At 72.7% G+C, this 16,212-nt stretch carries 13 protein-coding genes; 5 read left to right on the forward strand and 8 right to left on the reverse strand.

Annotation, left to right across the window (positions count from 1 at the left end; translation table 11 throughout):
- The first annotated feature begins 1 nt into the window (after position 1).
- Positions 2-568 (forward strand): TetR/AcrR family transcriptional regulator, encoded by a 567-nt coding sequence (locus AB0B76_RS14900; RefSeq protein WP_360374768.1) that lies wholly within the window; start codon positions 2-4, stop codon positions 566-568.
- Between the two features lie 15 nt (positions 569-583).
- Here AB0B76_RS14900 and AB0B76_RS14905 read toward each other — a convergent pair whose 3' ends face one another.
- Genes AB0B76_RS14905 through AB0B76_RS14925 form a run of 5 tightly spaced genes read right to left on the reverse strand, consistent with a single transcriptional unit; the run spans position 584 to position 6,684 of the window.
- Positions 584-1,381: a squalene--hopene cyclase gene (locus AB0B76_RS14905; RefSeq protein ID WP_360374770.1), complete on the reverse strand. Its 798-nt coding sequence runs from the start codon at positions 1,379-1,381 to the stop codon at positions 584-586.
- Between the two features lie 42 nt (positions 1,382-1,423).
- Positions 1,424-2,602 (reverse strand): adenylyltransferase/sulfurtransferase MoeZ, encoded by a 1,179-nt coding sequence (moeZ, locus tag AB0B76_RS14910; protein WP_360374772.1) that lies wholly within the window; start codon positions 2,600-2,602, stop codon positions 1,424-1,426.
- A 41-nt stretch (positions 2,603-2,643) separates the two neighbouring features.
- Complete coding sequence (locus AB0B76_RS14915; RefSeq protein ID WP_360374774.1) at positions 2,644-3,510, reverse strand: DUF3152 domain-containing protein; 867 nt, start codon at positions 3,508-3,510, stop codon at positions 2,644-2,646.
- 6 nt (positions 3,511-3,516) lie between these two features.
- Entirely contained in the window at positions 3,517-4,557 is a 1,041-nt protein-coding gene (locus AB0B76_RS14920) for an alpha/beta hydrolase (RefSeq protein ID WP_360374776.1), read from the reverse strand.
- A gap of 27 nt (positions 4,558-4,584) precedes the next feature.
- Entirely contained in the window at positions 4,585-6,684 is a 2,100-nt protein-coding gene (locus tag AB0B76_RS14925; protein WP_360374778.1) for a hypothetical protein, read from the reverse strand.
- 296 nt (positions 6,685-6,980) lie between these two features.
- Here AB0B76_RS14925 and AB0B76_RS14930 point away from each other — a divergent pair, with 296 nt between their 5' ends.
- Complete coding sequence (locus AB0B76_RS14930; protein WP_360374780.1) at positions 6,981-7,619, forward strand: TetR/AcrR family transcriptional regulator; 639 nt, start codon at positions 6,981-6,983, stop codon at positions 7,617-7,619.
- A 69-nt stretch (positions 7,620-7,688) separates the two neighbouring features.
- On the forward strand, positions 7,689-7,922 hold the full coding sequence (locus AB0B76_RS14935; protein WP_360374905.1) for a DUF3107 domain-containing protein: 234 nt from the start codon (positions 7,689-7,691) through the stop codon (positions 7,920-7,922).
- 402 nt (positions 7,923-8,324) lie between these two features.
- Here AB0B76_RS14935 and AB0B76_RS14940 read toward each other — a convergent pair whose 3' ends face one another.
- Positions 8,325-8,987 carry a ferritin-like fold-containing protein gene (locus AB0B76_RS14940; RefSeq protein WP_360374782.1) on the reverse strand — a complete coding sequence of 221 codons (663 nt, stop codon included), beginning with the start codon at positions 8,985-8,987 and terminating at the stop codon, positions 8,325-8,327.
- A 235-nt stretch (positions 8,988-9,222) separates the two neighbouring features.
- On the opposite strand from AB0B76_RS14940, the gene AB0B76_RS14945 reads away from it, so the two are divergent.
- Complete coding sequence (locus AB0B76_RS14945; protein WP_360374784.1) at positions 9,223-10,854, forward strand: DEAD/DEAH box helicase; 1,632 nt, start codon at positions 9,223-9,225, stop codon at positions 10,852-10,854.
- 54 nt (positions 10,855-10,908) lie between these two features.
- On the opposite strand, the gene AB0B76_RS14950 is transcribed toward AB0B76_RS14945, so the two are convergent.
- On the reverse strand, positions 10,909-11,772 hold the full coding sequence (locus AB0B76_RS14950; RefSeq protein ID WP_360374786.1) for a hypothetical protein: 864 nt from the start codon (positions 11,770-11,772) through the stop codon (positions 10,909-10,911).
- A 377-nt stretch (positions 11,773-12,149) separates the two neighbouring features.
- Between AB0B76_RS14950 and AB0B76_RS14955 the strand changes: the two genes are divergently transcribed.
- Entirely contained in the window at positions 12,150-14,243 is a 2,094-nt protein-coding gene (locus AB0B76_RS14955; protein ID WP_360374788.1) for a DEAD/DEAH box helicase, read from the forward strand.
- Positions 14,244-14,687: 444 nt separating this feature from the next.
- On the opposite strand, the gene AB0B76_RS14960 is transcribed toward AB0B76_RS14955, so the two are convergent.
- Positions 14,688-16,091: a hypothetical protein gene (locus AB0B76_RS14960; RefSeq protein WP_360374790.1), complete on the reverse strand. Its 1,404-nt coding sequence runs from the start codon at positions 16,089-16,091 to the stop codon at positions 14,688-14,690.
- Between the last annotated feature and the right edge of the window lie 121 nt (positions 16,092-16,212).

Below are 16,212 nucleotides of genomic sequence, written 5' to 3' on the forward strand. Positions count from 1 at the left end.
CATGAGCACGGCGCTGACGCGGAAGGGGGCCGCGACCCGGGAACGAATCGTGGGCGGGGCCGCGGCGCTGCTGCGCGAGCGGGGCGTCGACGAGGTGTCGCTCGACGACATCCGGGCCGCGACCGCCACGAGCAAGAGCCAGCTCTTCCACTACTTCCCCGAGGGACGCTCCCAGCTCCTGCTGGCCGTCGCGCAGCATGAGGCTTCGGCGGTACTGCATGATCAGGAGCCCCACCTCACCTCCCTCGGCCCGCCGGAGTCGTGGGCGGCCTGGCGGGATGCGGTGATCGCGCGCTACGAGGCGCAGGGGACGCGGTGCCCGCTCGCGGCGCTGACCCGGCAGCTGGCGCCGACCAACCCCGAGGTGCGGCCGATCGTGTCCGACCTGCTCGAGACCTGGCGGGCGCGGCTCACCGAGGGGGCCGCGCGGGCCGGCGCGGCGGATCCGGAAAAGTCCGGACTTGTCATTCTCGCGGCCGTGCAGGGCGGGGTCGGCATCCTGCTGGCGACGGGCGACTCGACGGCGCTGCGGGTGGCCCTGGACGCGGCCCTGACCGAGGTTCTCTGAGCCCCGGCCGGCCGCTCAGCGCAGCGCGCGGATCGCCTGCAGCGTGGTGTGCACGTTGAACTGGTCGCCGTCGTCGCTCGTCCAGCCGCCGTCGCTGCGCTGGGTCTCGATGAGGCGCTTGCGCGCCGCGCCCAGCAGCCAGTCCTCCGTCGACATGCCGATGCGGCGCAGGGCGGAGTACAGGCCGGCGGTGTCCGCGGCCGTCATCGTCGGCACGCGGTCGGCCAGGGCAACCTGGATCTGGGCCGACTCGTAGAACCAACCGAGGTGGTACAGGACCGCGCAGCCGAGCCAGCCCGTCACCAGGAACGACGGCCAGCTGCCGTCGGGGCGCAGCGACGCCCGGAACGCCTCCGCGGCGCGGGCGATGCGGGCCGCGTGCTCGTCCTCGTCGCCGGGGGCCGGGCCGCCGGCGACGAGCCAGTACGCGGCGCTGCAGGTGAGGAACAGGCGGGCCTCGTCGTCGCCGGGCTGGGCCCACGGCGGGGCGACGCCGGCCAGGGACTCGTCCTCTTCCCACATGCCGTCGGGGCGCTGGCTGTGGCCGAGCCAGGCCAGCGCGCGGCGGGCGGCCGGACGGGCCAGGGCGCCGAGGTCGTCGAGCTCGCCCAGGCGGAAGCAGGTGGCGTCGACCGAGGCGACGTGGGCGCCGAGGTACGCCGGCCAGCCGCCCGTGGACGCCTGGCCGGACTCGGCCCGGTCCAGCACGTCCGCCGTCGGCGCCTGGCCTGTGCGCAGCCAGGCGAGGCGGGCGCGGTCCACGGCGTCGCCATGGGCGACGACGTAACCGATCGCGGCGTCAAGGTCCACCATGGGCCGTAGGCTACCGCTCGCCCGCCTCTACCGCGCTGGTCGTCAGTAGACCGGCAGCGACGGATCGACGGTCTTCACCCAGGAGACCACGCCGCCCTGTACGTGAACCGCGTCCTTGAAGCCCGCGGCCTTCACGGCGGCGAGGGCCTCGGCGGAGCGGACGCCGCTCTTGCAGTACAGAACGATCTGCTTGTCCTGGGGGAGGCCCGCCAGCGCATTGCCGTTGAGGATCTCGCCCTTGGGCACGAGCCGCGCCCCGGGCACCCGGACGATCTCCCACTCGGCCGGCTCCCGCACGTCGATGAGGTCCATCGGCTTGCCGGAGTCCTGCCACTCCTTGAGCTCCGAGGCGGTGATCGTGGAGCCGACGGTCGCGGCCTGGGCCTCGTCCGAGACCGCGCCGCAGAAGTCGTCGTAGTCGATGAGGCCGGTCACGGTCGGGTTCTCGCCGCAGATCGCGCAGTTCGGGTCCTTGCGCAGCTTGATCTTGCGGTACTCCATCTCCAGGGCGTCGTAGACCATCAGGCGGCCCAGGAGCGTCTCGCCGATCCCGGTCAGGAGCTTGATCGCCTCGGTCACCTGGATCGCGCCGATCGACGCGCACAGCACGCCGAGCACGCCGCCCTCGGCGCACGAGGGGACCATGCCGGGCGGGGGCGGCTCCGGGTAGAGGCAGCGGTAGCAGGGGCCGTGCTCGGCCCAGAAGACCGACGCCTGGCCGTCGAAGCGGTAGATCGAGCCCCACACGTACGGCTTGCCGAGCAGCACCGCGGCGTCGTTGACCATGTACCGCGTCGCGAAGTTGTCGGTGCCGTCGATGATGAGGTCGTACTGCGCGAAGATCTCCATCACGTTGTCGTTGCTGAGCGCCTCGTTGTGCAGCACGACGTTGACGTACGGGTTGATCTCGAGCACCGAGTCGCGCGCCGACTCGGCCTTGGGCCGGCCGATGTCGGACTGGCCGTGGATGATCTGGCGCTGGAGGTTTGACTCGTCGACGGTGTCGAACTCGACGATGCCCAGCGTGCCGACCCCGGCGGCGGCGAGGTACATGAGGGCCGGCGAGCCCAGACCACCCGCGCCCACACAGAGCACCTTGGCGTTTTTGAGTCGTTTCTGCCCGGCCACCCCGACGTCGGGAATGATCAGATGGCGCGAGTAGCGGCGGACCTCGTCCACCGACAGGTCGGTGGCGGGCTCGACCAGAGGAGGCAGCGACATGGTTCTCATTCTGCCCCGCGGGACCGCCGAACCCGAGTGAGCTACGGCACTTTGGGGCCCGTGAACAGCTGACCGTCCACGTAGGGCCACGAATTGGCGCGGCAGCCCTTCAGCCCGTACGTCTGCTGCATCATGACCGGCGCGGGCTTTCCGGCGGCCGGGCACGCCTCGTGCCCGCGGCCGAGCTCGTGGCCGGTCTCGTGGTTGACCACGTAGGTCTGGTAGTCCGCGACCGGCGCGCCGTAGTCCGGGACGGCCGTGTTCCAACGGGCCAGGTTGATGATGACCTTGCCGGCGATACGGCAGGAGCTGTACCCGTCCGTGTGCAGCCCCACCGTGGCGCACATCGCCTCGGACGTGACCGGCGTGGCCAGGAACACGGTGAAGTCGGCGGCGCCCTCGCCCTTGACGCGCTGCAGCCGCAGGTCACCGCCCGCGGTCCAGCCGCGCGGGTCGGCGTAGGTCTTCTCGACGGCCGCGGCGAACGCGTCGGCCGTCAGCCCGGCGCCGTTCTCGACGGCGACACGGTACTTCTTCAGCCCTCCGTTCGCGCCGGCGACGGGTCCGTCGGTCGTCGCGTACGAGAACGTGCCGTCGCCCTTGGCCGCGCCGGCCTCCGGCGGCGGGCTGGCCGGCTGGGAGGGCGCGGCGAGCATCGGCGCCTCCTGGCGCGCGGCCGGGTTCGGCTTGCCGTCGGAGTCGGGGCCGGCGAAGAACAGCTGCCGGGTCAGGCCGAGCGCGGCGAGCAGCCCGGCCCCGGCCATCAGACCGGCGATGAGATACCGGCGGCGGCGGGCCTCCATGCGCCGGCGGTGGCGGGCGGCGCGCACGTTCTCACGAGCGGCCGTCGGGTCGCTCGGCAGCGGGGCCGGCTCCCGCCGGCGGTCACTGATCAGCCGGCTCACCATCGATGCTCAGCTTGCCATGCGCACCTGTGCGACGCGCGGGCGGACCGTCTCCTGCAACGGGACCGCAACCGGGGCCACGGCCGCCGCGGCGAGCTCGTCGAGGAGCCCGAAGACGGCGCGGGCCACCGAGCGTGGAACCTCCATCTGCGCGACGTGCCCGACGCCCTCGAGCATCATCAGCCGGCTGTCCGGGATGAGCTGGGCGACCTGCGGTGCGGTGCGGATGTCCACGAGCTTGTCCTGGCGCCCGGCGATGACCAGGGTCGGCGCGGTGATCCGCGCGGCGGCGCGCCAGATGGAGCCCTCCCCCGGCAGGTACGCGCGCAGGAAGCTGCCGACCAGGCCGCGCAGGCTGCCGACGTACGCCTCCGCGTACCACGGAACCTGATGGCGCAGGCGCGCCTCCTCGATCGCCTCCAGCCGCCGCTGCTCGGGGTAGCGGGTCGGGTCGGCGTAGCAGGAGTCGATGACCATGTCCGCGAGCACCTCGGGCTCCATTGACGACATGTGCCGTGCGGCGAGCCGGGCCGCGTTGGGCAGCAGGAGCAGCGGTACCACCCGGCCCTGCAGGGAGCGGCGCGGGTCGAGGAACGGCATCGCCGGGGAGATCAGCGTCAGCGAGCGCACCAGGTCGGGGCGGCGGGCGGCGGCCTTGACGATGGCGGCGCCGCCCATCGAGTTGCCGAAGAGGTGGACCGGGCCGCGGTCGCTGTACTCGACCCAGCGGATGACGTGGTCCGCCATCGCGTCGAGGGTGTAGCTGCGGGCCCGGCCGCTGTACCCGAACCCGGGCAGGTCGATCGCCTGCCCGTCGAGCGCGGTGCCGTCCTCGCGGGCGGCCAGGATGCCGGCCAGGTCGGTCCAGTTGGTCGACGAGCCACCGAGTCCGTGCACGTAGACCGCGGGCTCGGCGTTCGGGCGCGCGGACGGGGTGTCGCGGACGAAGGCCACCGATCCGTCGAGCTCGACCTCTCGCCCCGGCCACCGCTCCGGCAGCCGCTCGGATGACGGGACGGTGAACTCTGGAACAAGACTGGCTCGCTTCATTCACCAAGTGTGCCCCGGAACCGGGCCCTACGGCAGCAGAGCCTCCAGACGACGGTTCACCGCGGCGAGCGTGGCGCGCACCACGGCCTGGCGGGAGTCGCCGTCGGCGGAGACCACCGCCGAGCCCGTGAGCTGCTCGACGAAGCCGTCGTACATCAGCAGCAGCACCACGACCGCCACCTCGCAACCGCCGAGGGCGACGACGGCGGCGTGCTCGATGTAACAGCGGGCGCGCACGCTCGTGTCGGTGTCGATGAGCAGCTGGTCGACGGCGGAGGCGGCGGCCAGGGCGGCCAGCTTCAGCATGTACCCGTCGAAGTTCGGGCCGCTCGCCACGCCGATGGCGGGCTGGTTGTCGGCGGTCAGGCGCACCTCGACAGTCGCGTCGATGCCCTGGGTGTTGACGTCCACCGACTCGATGACGACCCGCGGCGAGACGATCGCGCCCGGGTTCGGGATGAGCGCGGGCGCCTTCTTCTCGGTCGACTCGACGGCCGTGCCAGGCTTGCGCGCGCCGCTCACCGGCCGCCGGCGGCGGGTGTCGCGGCCGTACCCGGGCAGGGCGCTGTGCGGCGTGTTGCGCAGGGCGTTCACGGGCGGCCGCGGGGTCATCACCGGGCCGGACGCGGGGGCCTCGGCGGCGTACGGGGCCGGCTCGGGCATCCCGTCGGGCAGCAGCGGGTTCTGCTCGGCGGACAGGCCCATCGTGTCGTTGAGCATGCGCGCGACGATCCGGCTGACCTGCCCGGCGTCGGCCTCGTCGGCGAGCTCCAGGCGCAGGGTGTGCAGGCCGTCGGCGTTCTTGCGCAGGCTGGCCCGGTGCACGCCGCTGACCGTCTGCACGGCCCGCAGGACGCTCTGCACGTCGAAGCCGTCGGGGCGGCTGTCCGGGTCGCCGGGCTCGCCGTCCTCGTCCTCGCGCAGGAAGTTGGTGATCCGCGTGAGCTCGGGCGCGCCGACCGCGGTGGTCGGCGGCTCCCCGGCCGGCACCGGCGGAACGTCGGGCTCGGCGGGCACGCGCTGGGGCAGGTCCGGCGGGTCGTAGGCGGGCTGCTGCATGTCGTCGGCGAACGTCGGCATGATCGGCTCGGCGGCCGACAGCGCGGTGGCCGAGCCCAGCAGGACGGGGGGCAGCGGCCCGACGAGCGGGTCGTTCTCCGGAACGCGCTGGGTGGGCAGCTGCTGGGGCTGGACGGCGGCGGGTGGCGGCGGCGGTACCTGCTCCGGCTGGACGACCGGGTGCTGGCCCGGCGCGGCCCAGTCGAACTCGGGCTGGGCGGGCTCGGGGGCCCAGTGGCGCTGCTCCGCGGGCTGGTACTGCCCGCCGCGGTAGCCCCACTGGTCGGCGACCTGATGCTCGGCGACGCGGTCGAGCGCGGACGGCGCCTGGCTCTCGTAGACCGCCGGGCTGGGGTTTTCGTAACCCGGGCTCTCATATGCCGGGCTCGGGCTCTCGTACGCGGGGCTGGGGCTCTCGTACGCCGGGCTCGGGCTTTCGTAGGCCGGGCTGGGGCTTTCGTACGCCGGGCTCAGGCTCTCGTACGGCTGGCTCGTGCGTTCGTACGCCCGGCTCTCGCGCTCGTACGTGGGCCGCGGCTCCGCCGGCTGGGCCTCGCGCTCCACGGGCTGGCCGTAGGACGACGGGGCCTCCCGCTCCAGGGGCTGGCCGTAGGACTGCTGGCCGTACGACGGCTGGGCGGACACCGGGCGGCGCATCTCGCCGGTGTGGTCGGTGGACAGCGCGCCGTACACGGTGCCGGGCGCCGGTGGCGGAACGCTCTTGGTCTCGCCGGTCGGGCTCGAGGTGGGCCAGCCCTGCCCGTCGGGCCCGTAGTGGCCGTAGTGCAGCGTCGAGGTGGGCGGCTGGACCGGCGGCGGGGCGGAGACGGGCGGGCTCATCGGGGCGAGCATGTCGGAATACGGGCCGCGCACCTCGGCCCGGCCGCGGGGACCGGCCGGGTTGGTGCCGTTCGCCCCGTTCGTGCCGTTGACACCGTTCGTGCCGTTGACACCGTTCGTGCCGTGCCCGTTCGACGAGCCGTTGGCTCCGTTGAGGCCGTGGACGTTGACGCCGTTCGAACCCAGGCCGTTGCCGTTGAGGCCGTTGATGTTGAAGGCGCCCGTCACGGAGGCCCGCCCGGCGATCGAGCCGGTGGCCGGCTCGCGCCACGCCGAAACGATCGCTTCGAGCGCGTCGTCGGTCGGTGTTGCCCCGTTGACCTGCCCGTCCGAGTATGCGGAGCGGCCACGCCCCAGGCCCGGGTTCGGACCTAGGTTTCCACCAGGGTATGCACCGCCCGCCTCCGGGCTACCGGCTTGCCCCGTTTCGTCCACCGCACGCTCCTCCGTCGCCCCTAGGTGAGGCTACCGTGTGGGTGGAAAGGGGGTAAGTTGCAATCTCGACCCAAATCCGGATGGTGAACATGACCTCGGCGATGAGCGGCACGCAGGCGGCCGGTCGGCCCGTGCGGCTGCCCCGGTCGGCTCGGCGAAAGCAACTGCTCGCCGCGGCACAGCAGGTGTTCGTGGCACAGGGATACCACGCCGCGGCGATGGACGACATCGCGGAGCGCGCGGGCGTTTCGAAACCTGTCTTGTATCAACATTTCCCGGGCAAGTTGGAGCTGTACCTCGCCCTGCTCGACACCCACTGCGACGCGATGGTCTCGCGGGTGCGCTCGGCGATGGAGGCCACGACCGACAACAAGGACCGGGTGCGGGGCGCGATCCAGGCGTACTTCGACTTCATCGACCACGAGAGTGAAGCCTTCCGGCTGGTCTTCGAGTCCGACCTGCGCAACGACCCCGCCGTGCGCGAGCGCGTGGACCGCGTCGAGACCGGCTGCATCGCCGCCATCACCGACACGATCATGGCCGACACCGGGGTGAGCCGCGCCCGCGCCGAGCTCCTCGCGTCGGGCCTGGTCGGCGCGGCCGAGATCGCGGCGCGCTTCTGGCTGGCCGGAGGCCGCCAGGTGGACAAGGCCGAGGCGGAGAGCCTGCTGACCACATTGTCGTGGCGCGGCATCGCGAGCTTCCCCCTGCACGGCGATCACGCCTGATCGCGTTAATCTTCAAACACACTGGGTGTGCAGGCCGACGCACGGCCGCGCCCGATCAAGGAGGAAGACGTGGAGGTCAAGATCGGCGTGCAGTACGCGCCTCGGGAGCTGGTGCTGGAGAGCACCCAGTCGCCGTCCGAGGTCGAGTCTGCGGTCACCGACGCGATCAACGGTGGCGATAAAGGTGTTCTGTCCCTGGTCGACGACAAGGGCCGCCGGGTGATCGTGCCGGTCGGCAAGATCGCCTACGTGGAGATCGCCGAAGCATCACCGCGGCCGGTCGGGTTCTCTTCGGCGCGCTGAACCCGTTTCACGAAAGAGGGCTCCCTGGTCAGGGGGCCCTTTTCCGTTGCGCCGGGCGAAATGTCGAGCGCTTCAGACGCACCGCCGCGCCGCGACCGCTTCAAGGGCACGGCCTGCGCAAACCCTCCACGTGCCGGACGAATAGTCGGGCGCTTCAGACGCACCGGCTTGGCCAGACTCTCCAGCGCTCCGCGCCGCGACCGTTTCAAGCGCACGGCCTGCGCAAATCCTCCACCCGCCGGGTGAATTGTCGCGCACCTCGGGCGCATCGCCTGCGCGAATCCTCCACGTGCTGGACGAAATGTCGGGCGCTCCGCGCCGCGACATTTCCGACTTATGCCCCGTCGGGCGATAAATGCGATATGTCGTGGCGCGCCAGCGCCCGACATATCGGGCGAACGCTCAGTTGTTGAGGCCAACCGCGCCCATGCGCGCGGTGTGAGCCGTGGTCAGGCGCTTGAGCAGGGCCTGGAAGTCGGTTCCCTGCGTGGCCAGGAGGGTCGCGAACGACGGGCGCTCGCCGGCCACCCGGATCGACTGCGAGATCGCCTCTCCGACCAGGCGGCGCGCCCACATCGAGAGGCGGTTGGCGACCTTCGGGTCGAAGGCGATCGCGGCGCGCAGCTCGTCGGCGGCGAAGTCGGCGTGGCGGGAGTCGTGCAGCACGTCGAGGATGAGGTCGCGGTCGGGGGCGCCGAGCACCGCGGCGACCTCGCGGGTGAAGTCGTCGGCGATGCCGTCGCCGACGTAGGCCTTGGTCAGGCCCTCGAGCCAGTCGTTGGGCTCGGTCTGCTCGTGGTAGTCCGACACCGCCTGCACGTAGGGGGCCATGGCCGCCTCGGGGTCGGCGCCCAGCTCGGCGAGGCGGTCGGCCAGGCGGCCGTAGTTGCTGATCTCGCGGGCCGCCATCTCGCTGAGCACGGCGCGGCGGCGCAGGTCAGGGGCCAGGCGGGCGTCGGCGGCCATGCGGTCGAAGGCGACGAGCTCGCCGTACGCGAGCATGCCCAGCAGATCGACGACCGCTGCGGAGTCGTCGGACCGGACGGCCGGGGTGACATCGGACACGTCGGCACAGTACCCCGCCGGATCGCTTGACATGCTCCGCGAGGTGTCGTGCGCGGATCCGGCTTTGTGTCGGTACACTAACAAAGATGGCCCTGGGCGGACCCTAGCTCAGGCATACCGGCGCTTGTAGCCCGCGACCATGGTCAAACGGTCGCGTGTGGCCCGCGCCCTACACCGATCGAGCGCACCCGGAACATCAGGGGCGCTCCCGCGAGAGAGACACCCCGAGCTCAACATGACGATCGACAACACTGAGGCCGCCGAGACGGTGGCCCCCAGCGCGCCTGTGCGCGCCGAATCTCCGACATTCGCCGACCTGGGCGCGCGGCCCGAAACCGTGGCCGCGCTCGAAGCGGTCGGCATCACCCGCGCCTTCGCGATCCAGGAATACGCCGTGCCCATCGCGTTGCGGGGCACCGACCTGATCGGGCAGGCGCCGACCGGTACCGGCAAGACCCTCGGGTTCGGCGTACCGCTGCTGGACCGCGTCACCGCCCCCGGCGAAGGCTCCGACGGGTTGCCGCAGGCGCTCGTCGTCGTGCCGACCCGCGAGCTGGGCCTGCAGGTCGCCCGCGACATCGCGGCGGCCGGCAAGACCCGCGGCGTGCGGGTGCTGCCGCTGTACGGCGGTGTGGCCTACGAGCCGCAGGTCGAGGCGCTGCGCAACGGCGTCGAGATCGTGGTCGGCACGCCCGGCCGCCTGCTCGACATGGCCAAGGGCAAGCACCTGCGCCTGCACGCCGTGCGCGCGCTGGTGCTCGACGAGGCCGACCGCATGCTCGACCTGGGATTCCTCGACGACGTCGAGCGCATCCTGACGCTGCTGCCCGAGGAGCGTCAGACGATGCTCTTCTCGGCGACGATGCCGGACCCGATCGTGACGCTGGCGCGGCGGTTCCTGCGCCACCCGATGACGATCCACGCGCACCACGACGCGAACACCGGGCCCTCGCCGCTGACCAAGCAGTTCGTGTACCGCACCCACCCGCTCAACAAGATCGAGATCGTGGCGCGCATGCTCCAGGCGACCGATCGCGGGCTCACGATGGTCTTCTGCCGCACCAAGCGGGCCGCCGACCGGGTCGCCGAGGACCTGGACTTCCGCGGCTTCGCGGCCGCGGCCGTGCACGGCGACCTGGGCCAGGGTGCCCGCGAGCGGGCCCTGCGCGCGTTCCGGGCCGGCAAGATCGACGTGCTGGTCGCGACCGACGTCGCGGCCCGGGGACTGGACGTCTCGGGCGTCACGCACGTGATCAACTACGACTGCCCGGAGGACCCGGACACGTACACCCACCGCATCGGCCGCACGGGCCGCGCCGGCGCGACCGGCGTCGCGGTGACGTTCGTGGACTGGGAGGACATGCCCCGCTGGCGGATCATCGACAAGAGCCTGGGCATGGAGCTGCCGGAGCCGCCGGAGACGTACCACACCTCGGCGCACCTGCTCACCGACATCATCATCCCCGAGGGCACCACCGGCTCGCTGCCGACGGCCGACCGCAAGCGCGCGGGTCTGTCGGCGGAGAAGCTGGAGGACATCGAGGGCAAGCCGCGCGGGCGGGGGCGCACCAGCGGCTCCACCCGTGGGCGCGGGCGCTCGTCCGGCTCCACGGCGGCCGCTCCCGAGGCCGCGGAGTCGACGGAGCCGCGCCGGCAGCGCCAGCGGCGCCGCCGGGGCGAGGTGGACGCGGCCGAGCACGCCGAGACCACGACCGGGTCGGCTCCTTCGGCCGCCGCCGCCAATGACGGCGGGGCCGTGGTCGCGACGGCGGACGAGGGCGGGGCCGGGCGTGCCCGGCGTCGTCGGCGCCGGGGCGGTCGCGGGCGCGGCGGGAACGGCGAAGGCGCCGAGAGCGCGGCCGAGTAACCAGCAGGCATTCGGCGAGAGGGCGGGTCCGGACGGGCCCGCCCTTTTGCGTGGCTACTTCACGTCGACCGTGAACTCCGCGCGGTGGACGGCGCCGGACTTCTGGAACTCGAAGTACAGCCGGTAGCGGCCCCGGCTGGGGGCGGACAGCCAGAACTTGACCGCGCCGCCCGACAGCTGGTCCTCGGGGTGGACGTGCAGGTAGCCGAGGTCGCCGTCGCGGACGACGACCAGGTGGCCGTACGCCGCCAGGTAGCGCTCCAAATCGGTGACCGGGGCGCCGCCGGCGAAGACGCGGAAGCTCAGGGGCTGGGTGGCGTTGGCCTGCGGCGTGCCCTCGTAGGTGACCTTGAAGGAATCGGCATCGGCCTCGCGCGCGGCCGGCGGGAGCGGGGCCGGCGTGTAGGCGCCCGCCACCGTGGCGTCGATCGCGAGGGTGAGCGGGACCTGCTGGCCGGTCGGGTCCAGGGTCACGAAGTCGGTGTACAGCCGCCAGATGCCGGGACTCGGCAGGGTCAGCGGGATCGACCACGTGCCGTCCGCCGCCATCTCCGGGTGCAGGTGCTGGAAGCCGGACAGGTCGTGCCGGACGGCGACGAAGTGCAGCAGCTTGTCGTGGTTGGGCACGAACTTGGTGACCGGCTTGCCGTCCTGGGCCAGGATCTTGAAGGCGAAGGTACGACCGACGCCCGCCTGGAAGATCGGGGGCTCGGCCGGGGCCAGGGTGAAGCCGCCCGCGCTCAGTGAGAAGCCGCCCAGGTCGCCGGTGACCGCGCCGCCGTGGGAGTGCGACGGGATCGTCGTCGGATCGGACGTGGCCGCCGAGCTGGCCTGCGGCGCCGTCGCCCGGGCGATGCCGAAGCCCAGGATCAGGGCCGCGACCAGCCCGGCCGCCACGAACGGTCCCTTGAGCACCATGCGAGCCACCCTACCGGGGGAAGATACGTCGCTTTTGTTCAGATTGCGACGTTAGTGACACGTGGGGTTTTGTCGCAAGAACTTGCGCAGCGCCGCATGTCTGGTCGTCGCGGGACTCATTCTCCTGGCGGCGCCCGGGACCGGGCACCCGGATCCCGCCGCGGACCGGCAACGGCTGCTCGCCAACGCCTGGCAGGAGCTCGAGGGGGTCATCGAACGGTACAACGCCGTCCGGGACGACCCTGCGGGCCACCGAGGCGCCCCGGGCCGGCGAACGTATCTCAATGCGACTGGCCGACTACGCTCCGGTGATCGGATACGGGCGGCCACTGTGATCGACTCGGTTTTTGTCAGACCCCTCGGCTAGCGTCGGCAACGTGCGACAGGAAGCCGAAGTAACACTCAAGAAGCTCGCCGGACCCAGCGCTGAACTGCGCGAAGATCAGTGGACGGCCATCGAGGCGCTCGTGGCCCAGCACCGCCGGGTGCTCTGCGTGCAGCGCACCGGGTGGGGCAAGTCTGCGGTGTACTTCGTCGCGACCGCCCTGCTGCGGGCGCGCGGCGCCGGGCCCACGGTGATCGTGTCGCCGCTGCTCGCGCTGATGCGCAACCAGGTCGACGCGGCCGCCCGGGCCGGCATCGCGGCCCGCACCATCAACTCCGCGAACCTCGAGGAGTGGGACGCGATCACCGCCGAGATCGCGGGCGGCTCGATCGACGTGCTGCTGGTCAGCCCGGAGCGGCTCAACAACCCGGCGTTCCGCGACGACGTGCTGCCCAAGCTCGCCGCGACGGCCGGGCTGCTCGTGGTCGACGAGGCGCACTGCGTCTCCGACTGGGGCCACGACTTCCGGCCCGACTACCGGCGCCTGCGGACGCTGCTGCTCGACCTGGCCCCCGGCACGCCGGTGCTGGCGACCACGGCCACCGCCAACTCCCGCGTCACCGCGGACGTCGCCGAGCAGCTGGGCGACGCGTTGGTACTGCGGGGATCGCTCGACCGCGAGTCCCTGCGCATGGGCTCGCTCACGCTGCCCTCGCCGTCGCACCGGCTCGCCTGGCTCGGCGAGCACCTGCGCGACCTGCCCGGCTCCGGGATCATCTACACGCTGACCGTCGCCGGCGCGCACGAGACGGCCGCGTTCCTGCGCTCGCAGGGGTACGACGTCGCGGCGTACACGGGCAAGAGCGAGGACGCCGACCGCCGCGACGCCGAGGCCGACCTGCTCGGCAACCGCATCAAGGCGCTCGTGGCCACGTCGGCGCTGGGAATGGGGTTCGACAAGCCCGACCTCGGGTTCGTGGTGCACCTGGGCGCGCCGTCGTCGCCGATCGCGTACTACCAGCAGGTGGGCCGGGCCGGGCGCGCCGTGGAGAAGGCCGACGTGCTGCTGCTGCCGGGCAAGGAGGACGCGGACATCTGGCGGTACTTCGCCTCGCTCGCCTTCCCGCCCGAGCACCAGGTGCGCGCGGTCATCGACGTGCTCGCCGCCTCGGGGCGGCCGCTGTCCATCCAGGCGCTGGAGCCGCGGGTCGAGCTGCGGCGGGGGCGCCTCGAGCTGATGCTCAAGGTGCTCGACGTCGACGGGGCGGTCCGGCGCATGCGGGGCGGCGGCTGGGAGGCGACGGGGGCCGAGTGGCGGCACGACACCGAGCGATACGCGCGCATCGCCGCCGCGCGGGAGGCGGAGCAGGAGGCGATGCGGCAGTACGCGGCGCTGACCTCCTGCCGGCTGGAGTTCCTGCGCCGGCAGCTCGACGACCCGGAGGCGGCGCCGTGCGGGCGGTGCGACGGTTGCGCCGGGGCCTGGTACGCGACGGAGGTCTCCCCCGAGGCCCTGGACGCCGCCCGCGCCCACCTCGGCCGCGCCGGCGTCGAGATCGCTCCGCGCAAGCTGTGGCCGACGGGCCTGCCCACGGTCGGCGTGCCGCTCAGCGGCAAGATCCCGGCGGGCGAGCAGTCGCTGCCGGGGCGCGCGATCGGCCGGCTGAGCGACCTGGGCTGGGGCGAGCGCCTGCGCGCGGTGCTTACCGGCCCCGACGGCCCGCTGCCGGATGAGCTCTTCAACGGTGTCGTGGCGACCCTGGCCGAGTGGGCCAAGGGCGACGCACGCTGGGAGCAGCGCCCGGCGGGGGTCGTGGTGCTCGGGTCGCAGCACGCGCCGGAGCTCGTGGCGTCCCTGGGCGCACGGATCGCCGCCGTGGGCCGGCTGCCGCTGCTCGGAACGATCCCGGCGGCCCGCTCGACGGACACGGCCTCGCGGACGAACAGCGCGCAGCGGGTGCGGGCGCTGTACGGCGGGTTCGAGGTCCCAGCGGACCTGGCCGCGGCGGTGCGGTCCCTGGACGGCCCGGTGCTGCTGGTCGACGACGTGTCGGACAGCGGCTGGACGATGGCCCTGGCGGCTCGGGCCTTGCGGCAGGCGGGGGCGTCGGGGGTGCTGCCGTTCGCGTTGGCCCTGACCGCCTGACCGCGAACGGCCCGACCGCGGACCGCCGGGCGGGCTAGCCGCGAACCGCCCGGCGGCGCTGAACACGCACCGCCCGGCGAGGCTGAACACGCGCACCGCCCGGCGGGGTCGAACACGCACCGCCCGGCGAGGCTGAACACGCGCACCGCCCGGCGGGCTGAACACGCACCGCCTGGCGGGGTCGAACACGCGCACCGCCCGGCGGGGCTGAACACGCGCACCGCCCGGCGGGGCTGAACACGCAACGCCTGGCGGGGCTGAGCGTGGGCCGCGGACCGGGTTCGCCGCCGCCGAGGCGCTCGTGCGCGATTGCCCTGGACGGGTGGCCGTGGCCGGTGGGGTGGTCGGGCCATGCGCCGGCATGCGTGGGGGATCCTCGGCGACGGTGCGCGGAGGAAGCCGTCAATGGCGACCGTTGCCTATGAAAATGCTGAGGCGTGGGAGTCAGTCGACCAGGCGGAGGGCGACCGTGGGGGCGTCGAGCAGTACCGAGGCCGGTTCCGAACCGACGATCGTCTGCAGGCGGTGGTCGCCCACCACGAGTTCGACGCCCGTGTAGAGCTCGATCGAGTCCCAGCCGTTGAGCTGGTACGACTTGCGGTAGATGCGCTCGGTCTCCTCCTTGATGTCCGGGGACGAGCGCTTCCAGATCACGGTGCCGTTCTCGCTGGTGTCGGTCACCTGCAGGTGGCCCGACTGCACCTCCAGTTTTACGTGTTCCTTCGCGATCCAGGCGGCCGCGGCCTCGTGCAGCCAGGTTGCCACCGAGATGTCGTCCGGGTCCGCCGGGTCCTTGCCGACCGTTACCGGGTGGTCGGTGCTCACCACGAAGCGGCGACGGGCCAGGTCGTCCACCACTACGGCCACCGCGAACGCCGAGGGGCGGGGGCCGATGTCCTTCACCGGCTCGCCGTGGCGGGGGCAGGCGGGCAGGCCCGCTCGCATGCGCGGGACCGGCTGGCCGATGCGGCGGGACGGGCCGAACGCCGGGCAGTCCGGCACCTTGCAGCGCCACTCCCGGGCCATCAGGGAAGCGCCAACGCCGCTCGGGTCGGCCCTCGTGAAGCGGCGGCGGACCACGCGGGTGCGGCCGAACTTCTGGGCGCCTCTCGCGGTGAAGGACTGCACGCCGTCCGGGCGGCCGCCCTTCGGCTCCTCAGGGGAAGGCGACGGCGAAGCAGTAGGCGAAGGGGTAGAGGGGGCGGCGGAGGACTCGGACGCCTCGGAGTCGGGGGGCTCGGGCGTGGGCGCGGGCTCCGGCTCGGCCATCTCCTTCTCCGTCGCCGGCTCGTTCGGGTCCGGCGGGACGATCGGCAGCGTCGCCTTGCCCACCACGACCAGGCGCTCCTTGCCGTCCTTCGGCGGTGTCGGCTCGCCGCCGGGGGTCAGGACCGCGCCGCCGGCTCTCGGGGTCAGGCGCAGGAGTCGCTCGGGGCTGTCGGTGATCCACGGGAAGCGGGCCGCCTGCTGCGGAAGGTCGCGCACCACGATCAGGGGCAGGCCCGTGAAGTCGGCGATCTCGGCGGGGCGGTCGGCTACGACCGGGGTCACCTCGATCAGGCCGTCGTCGGCCCAGCGGCCCAGGACCATGCGCTCCTTCGACGTCAGCGCGGCCTCGGAGAGGACCTCGCGGCCCGCGACCGGGTACAGCATCGCGCCCGCGTCGATCAGGTAGCGGCTCAGGGCGTCGACCACCATGCCCAGGCGCAGCAGGTTGATGGGGCGGCCGCCGTCCAGCGCCACGAAGCGGGCGACCTCCGCCAGGTCGACCACGGCCTGCGCCAAGGTCACGTCCGTGGTCAGCCGCTGCTCGATCGTGTCCATGACCCGGCTGATCTCGAACCGCACGGCGCCTCCTACCTTCGACCCCAACACCCTACGGCGAGGCGGCCGCGGATATACGGGACGCCACGAGGATCAGACTTGTGTACCAGTCAGGAAGGTTGCACGCCATAACCTACAAAACGAC

It is taken from the genome of Dactylosporangium sp. NPDC049140 (assembly GCF_040648435.1).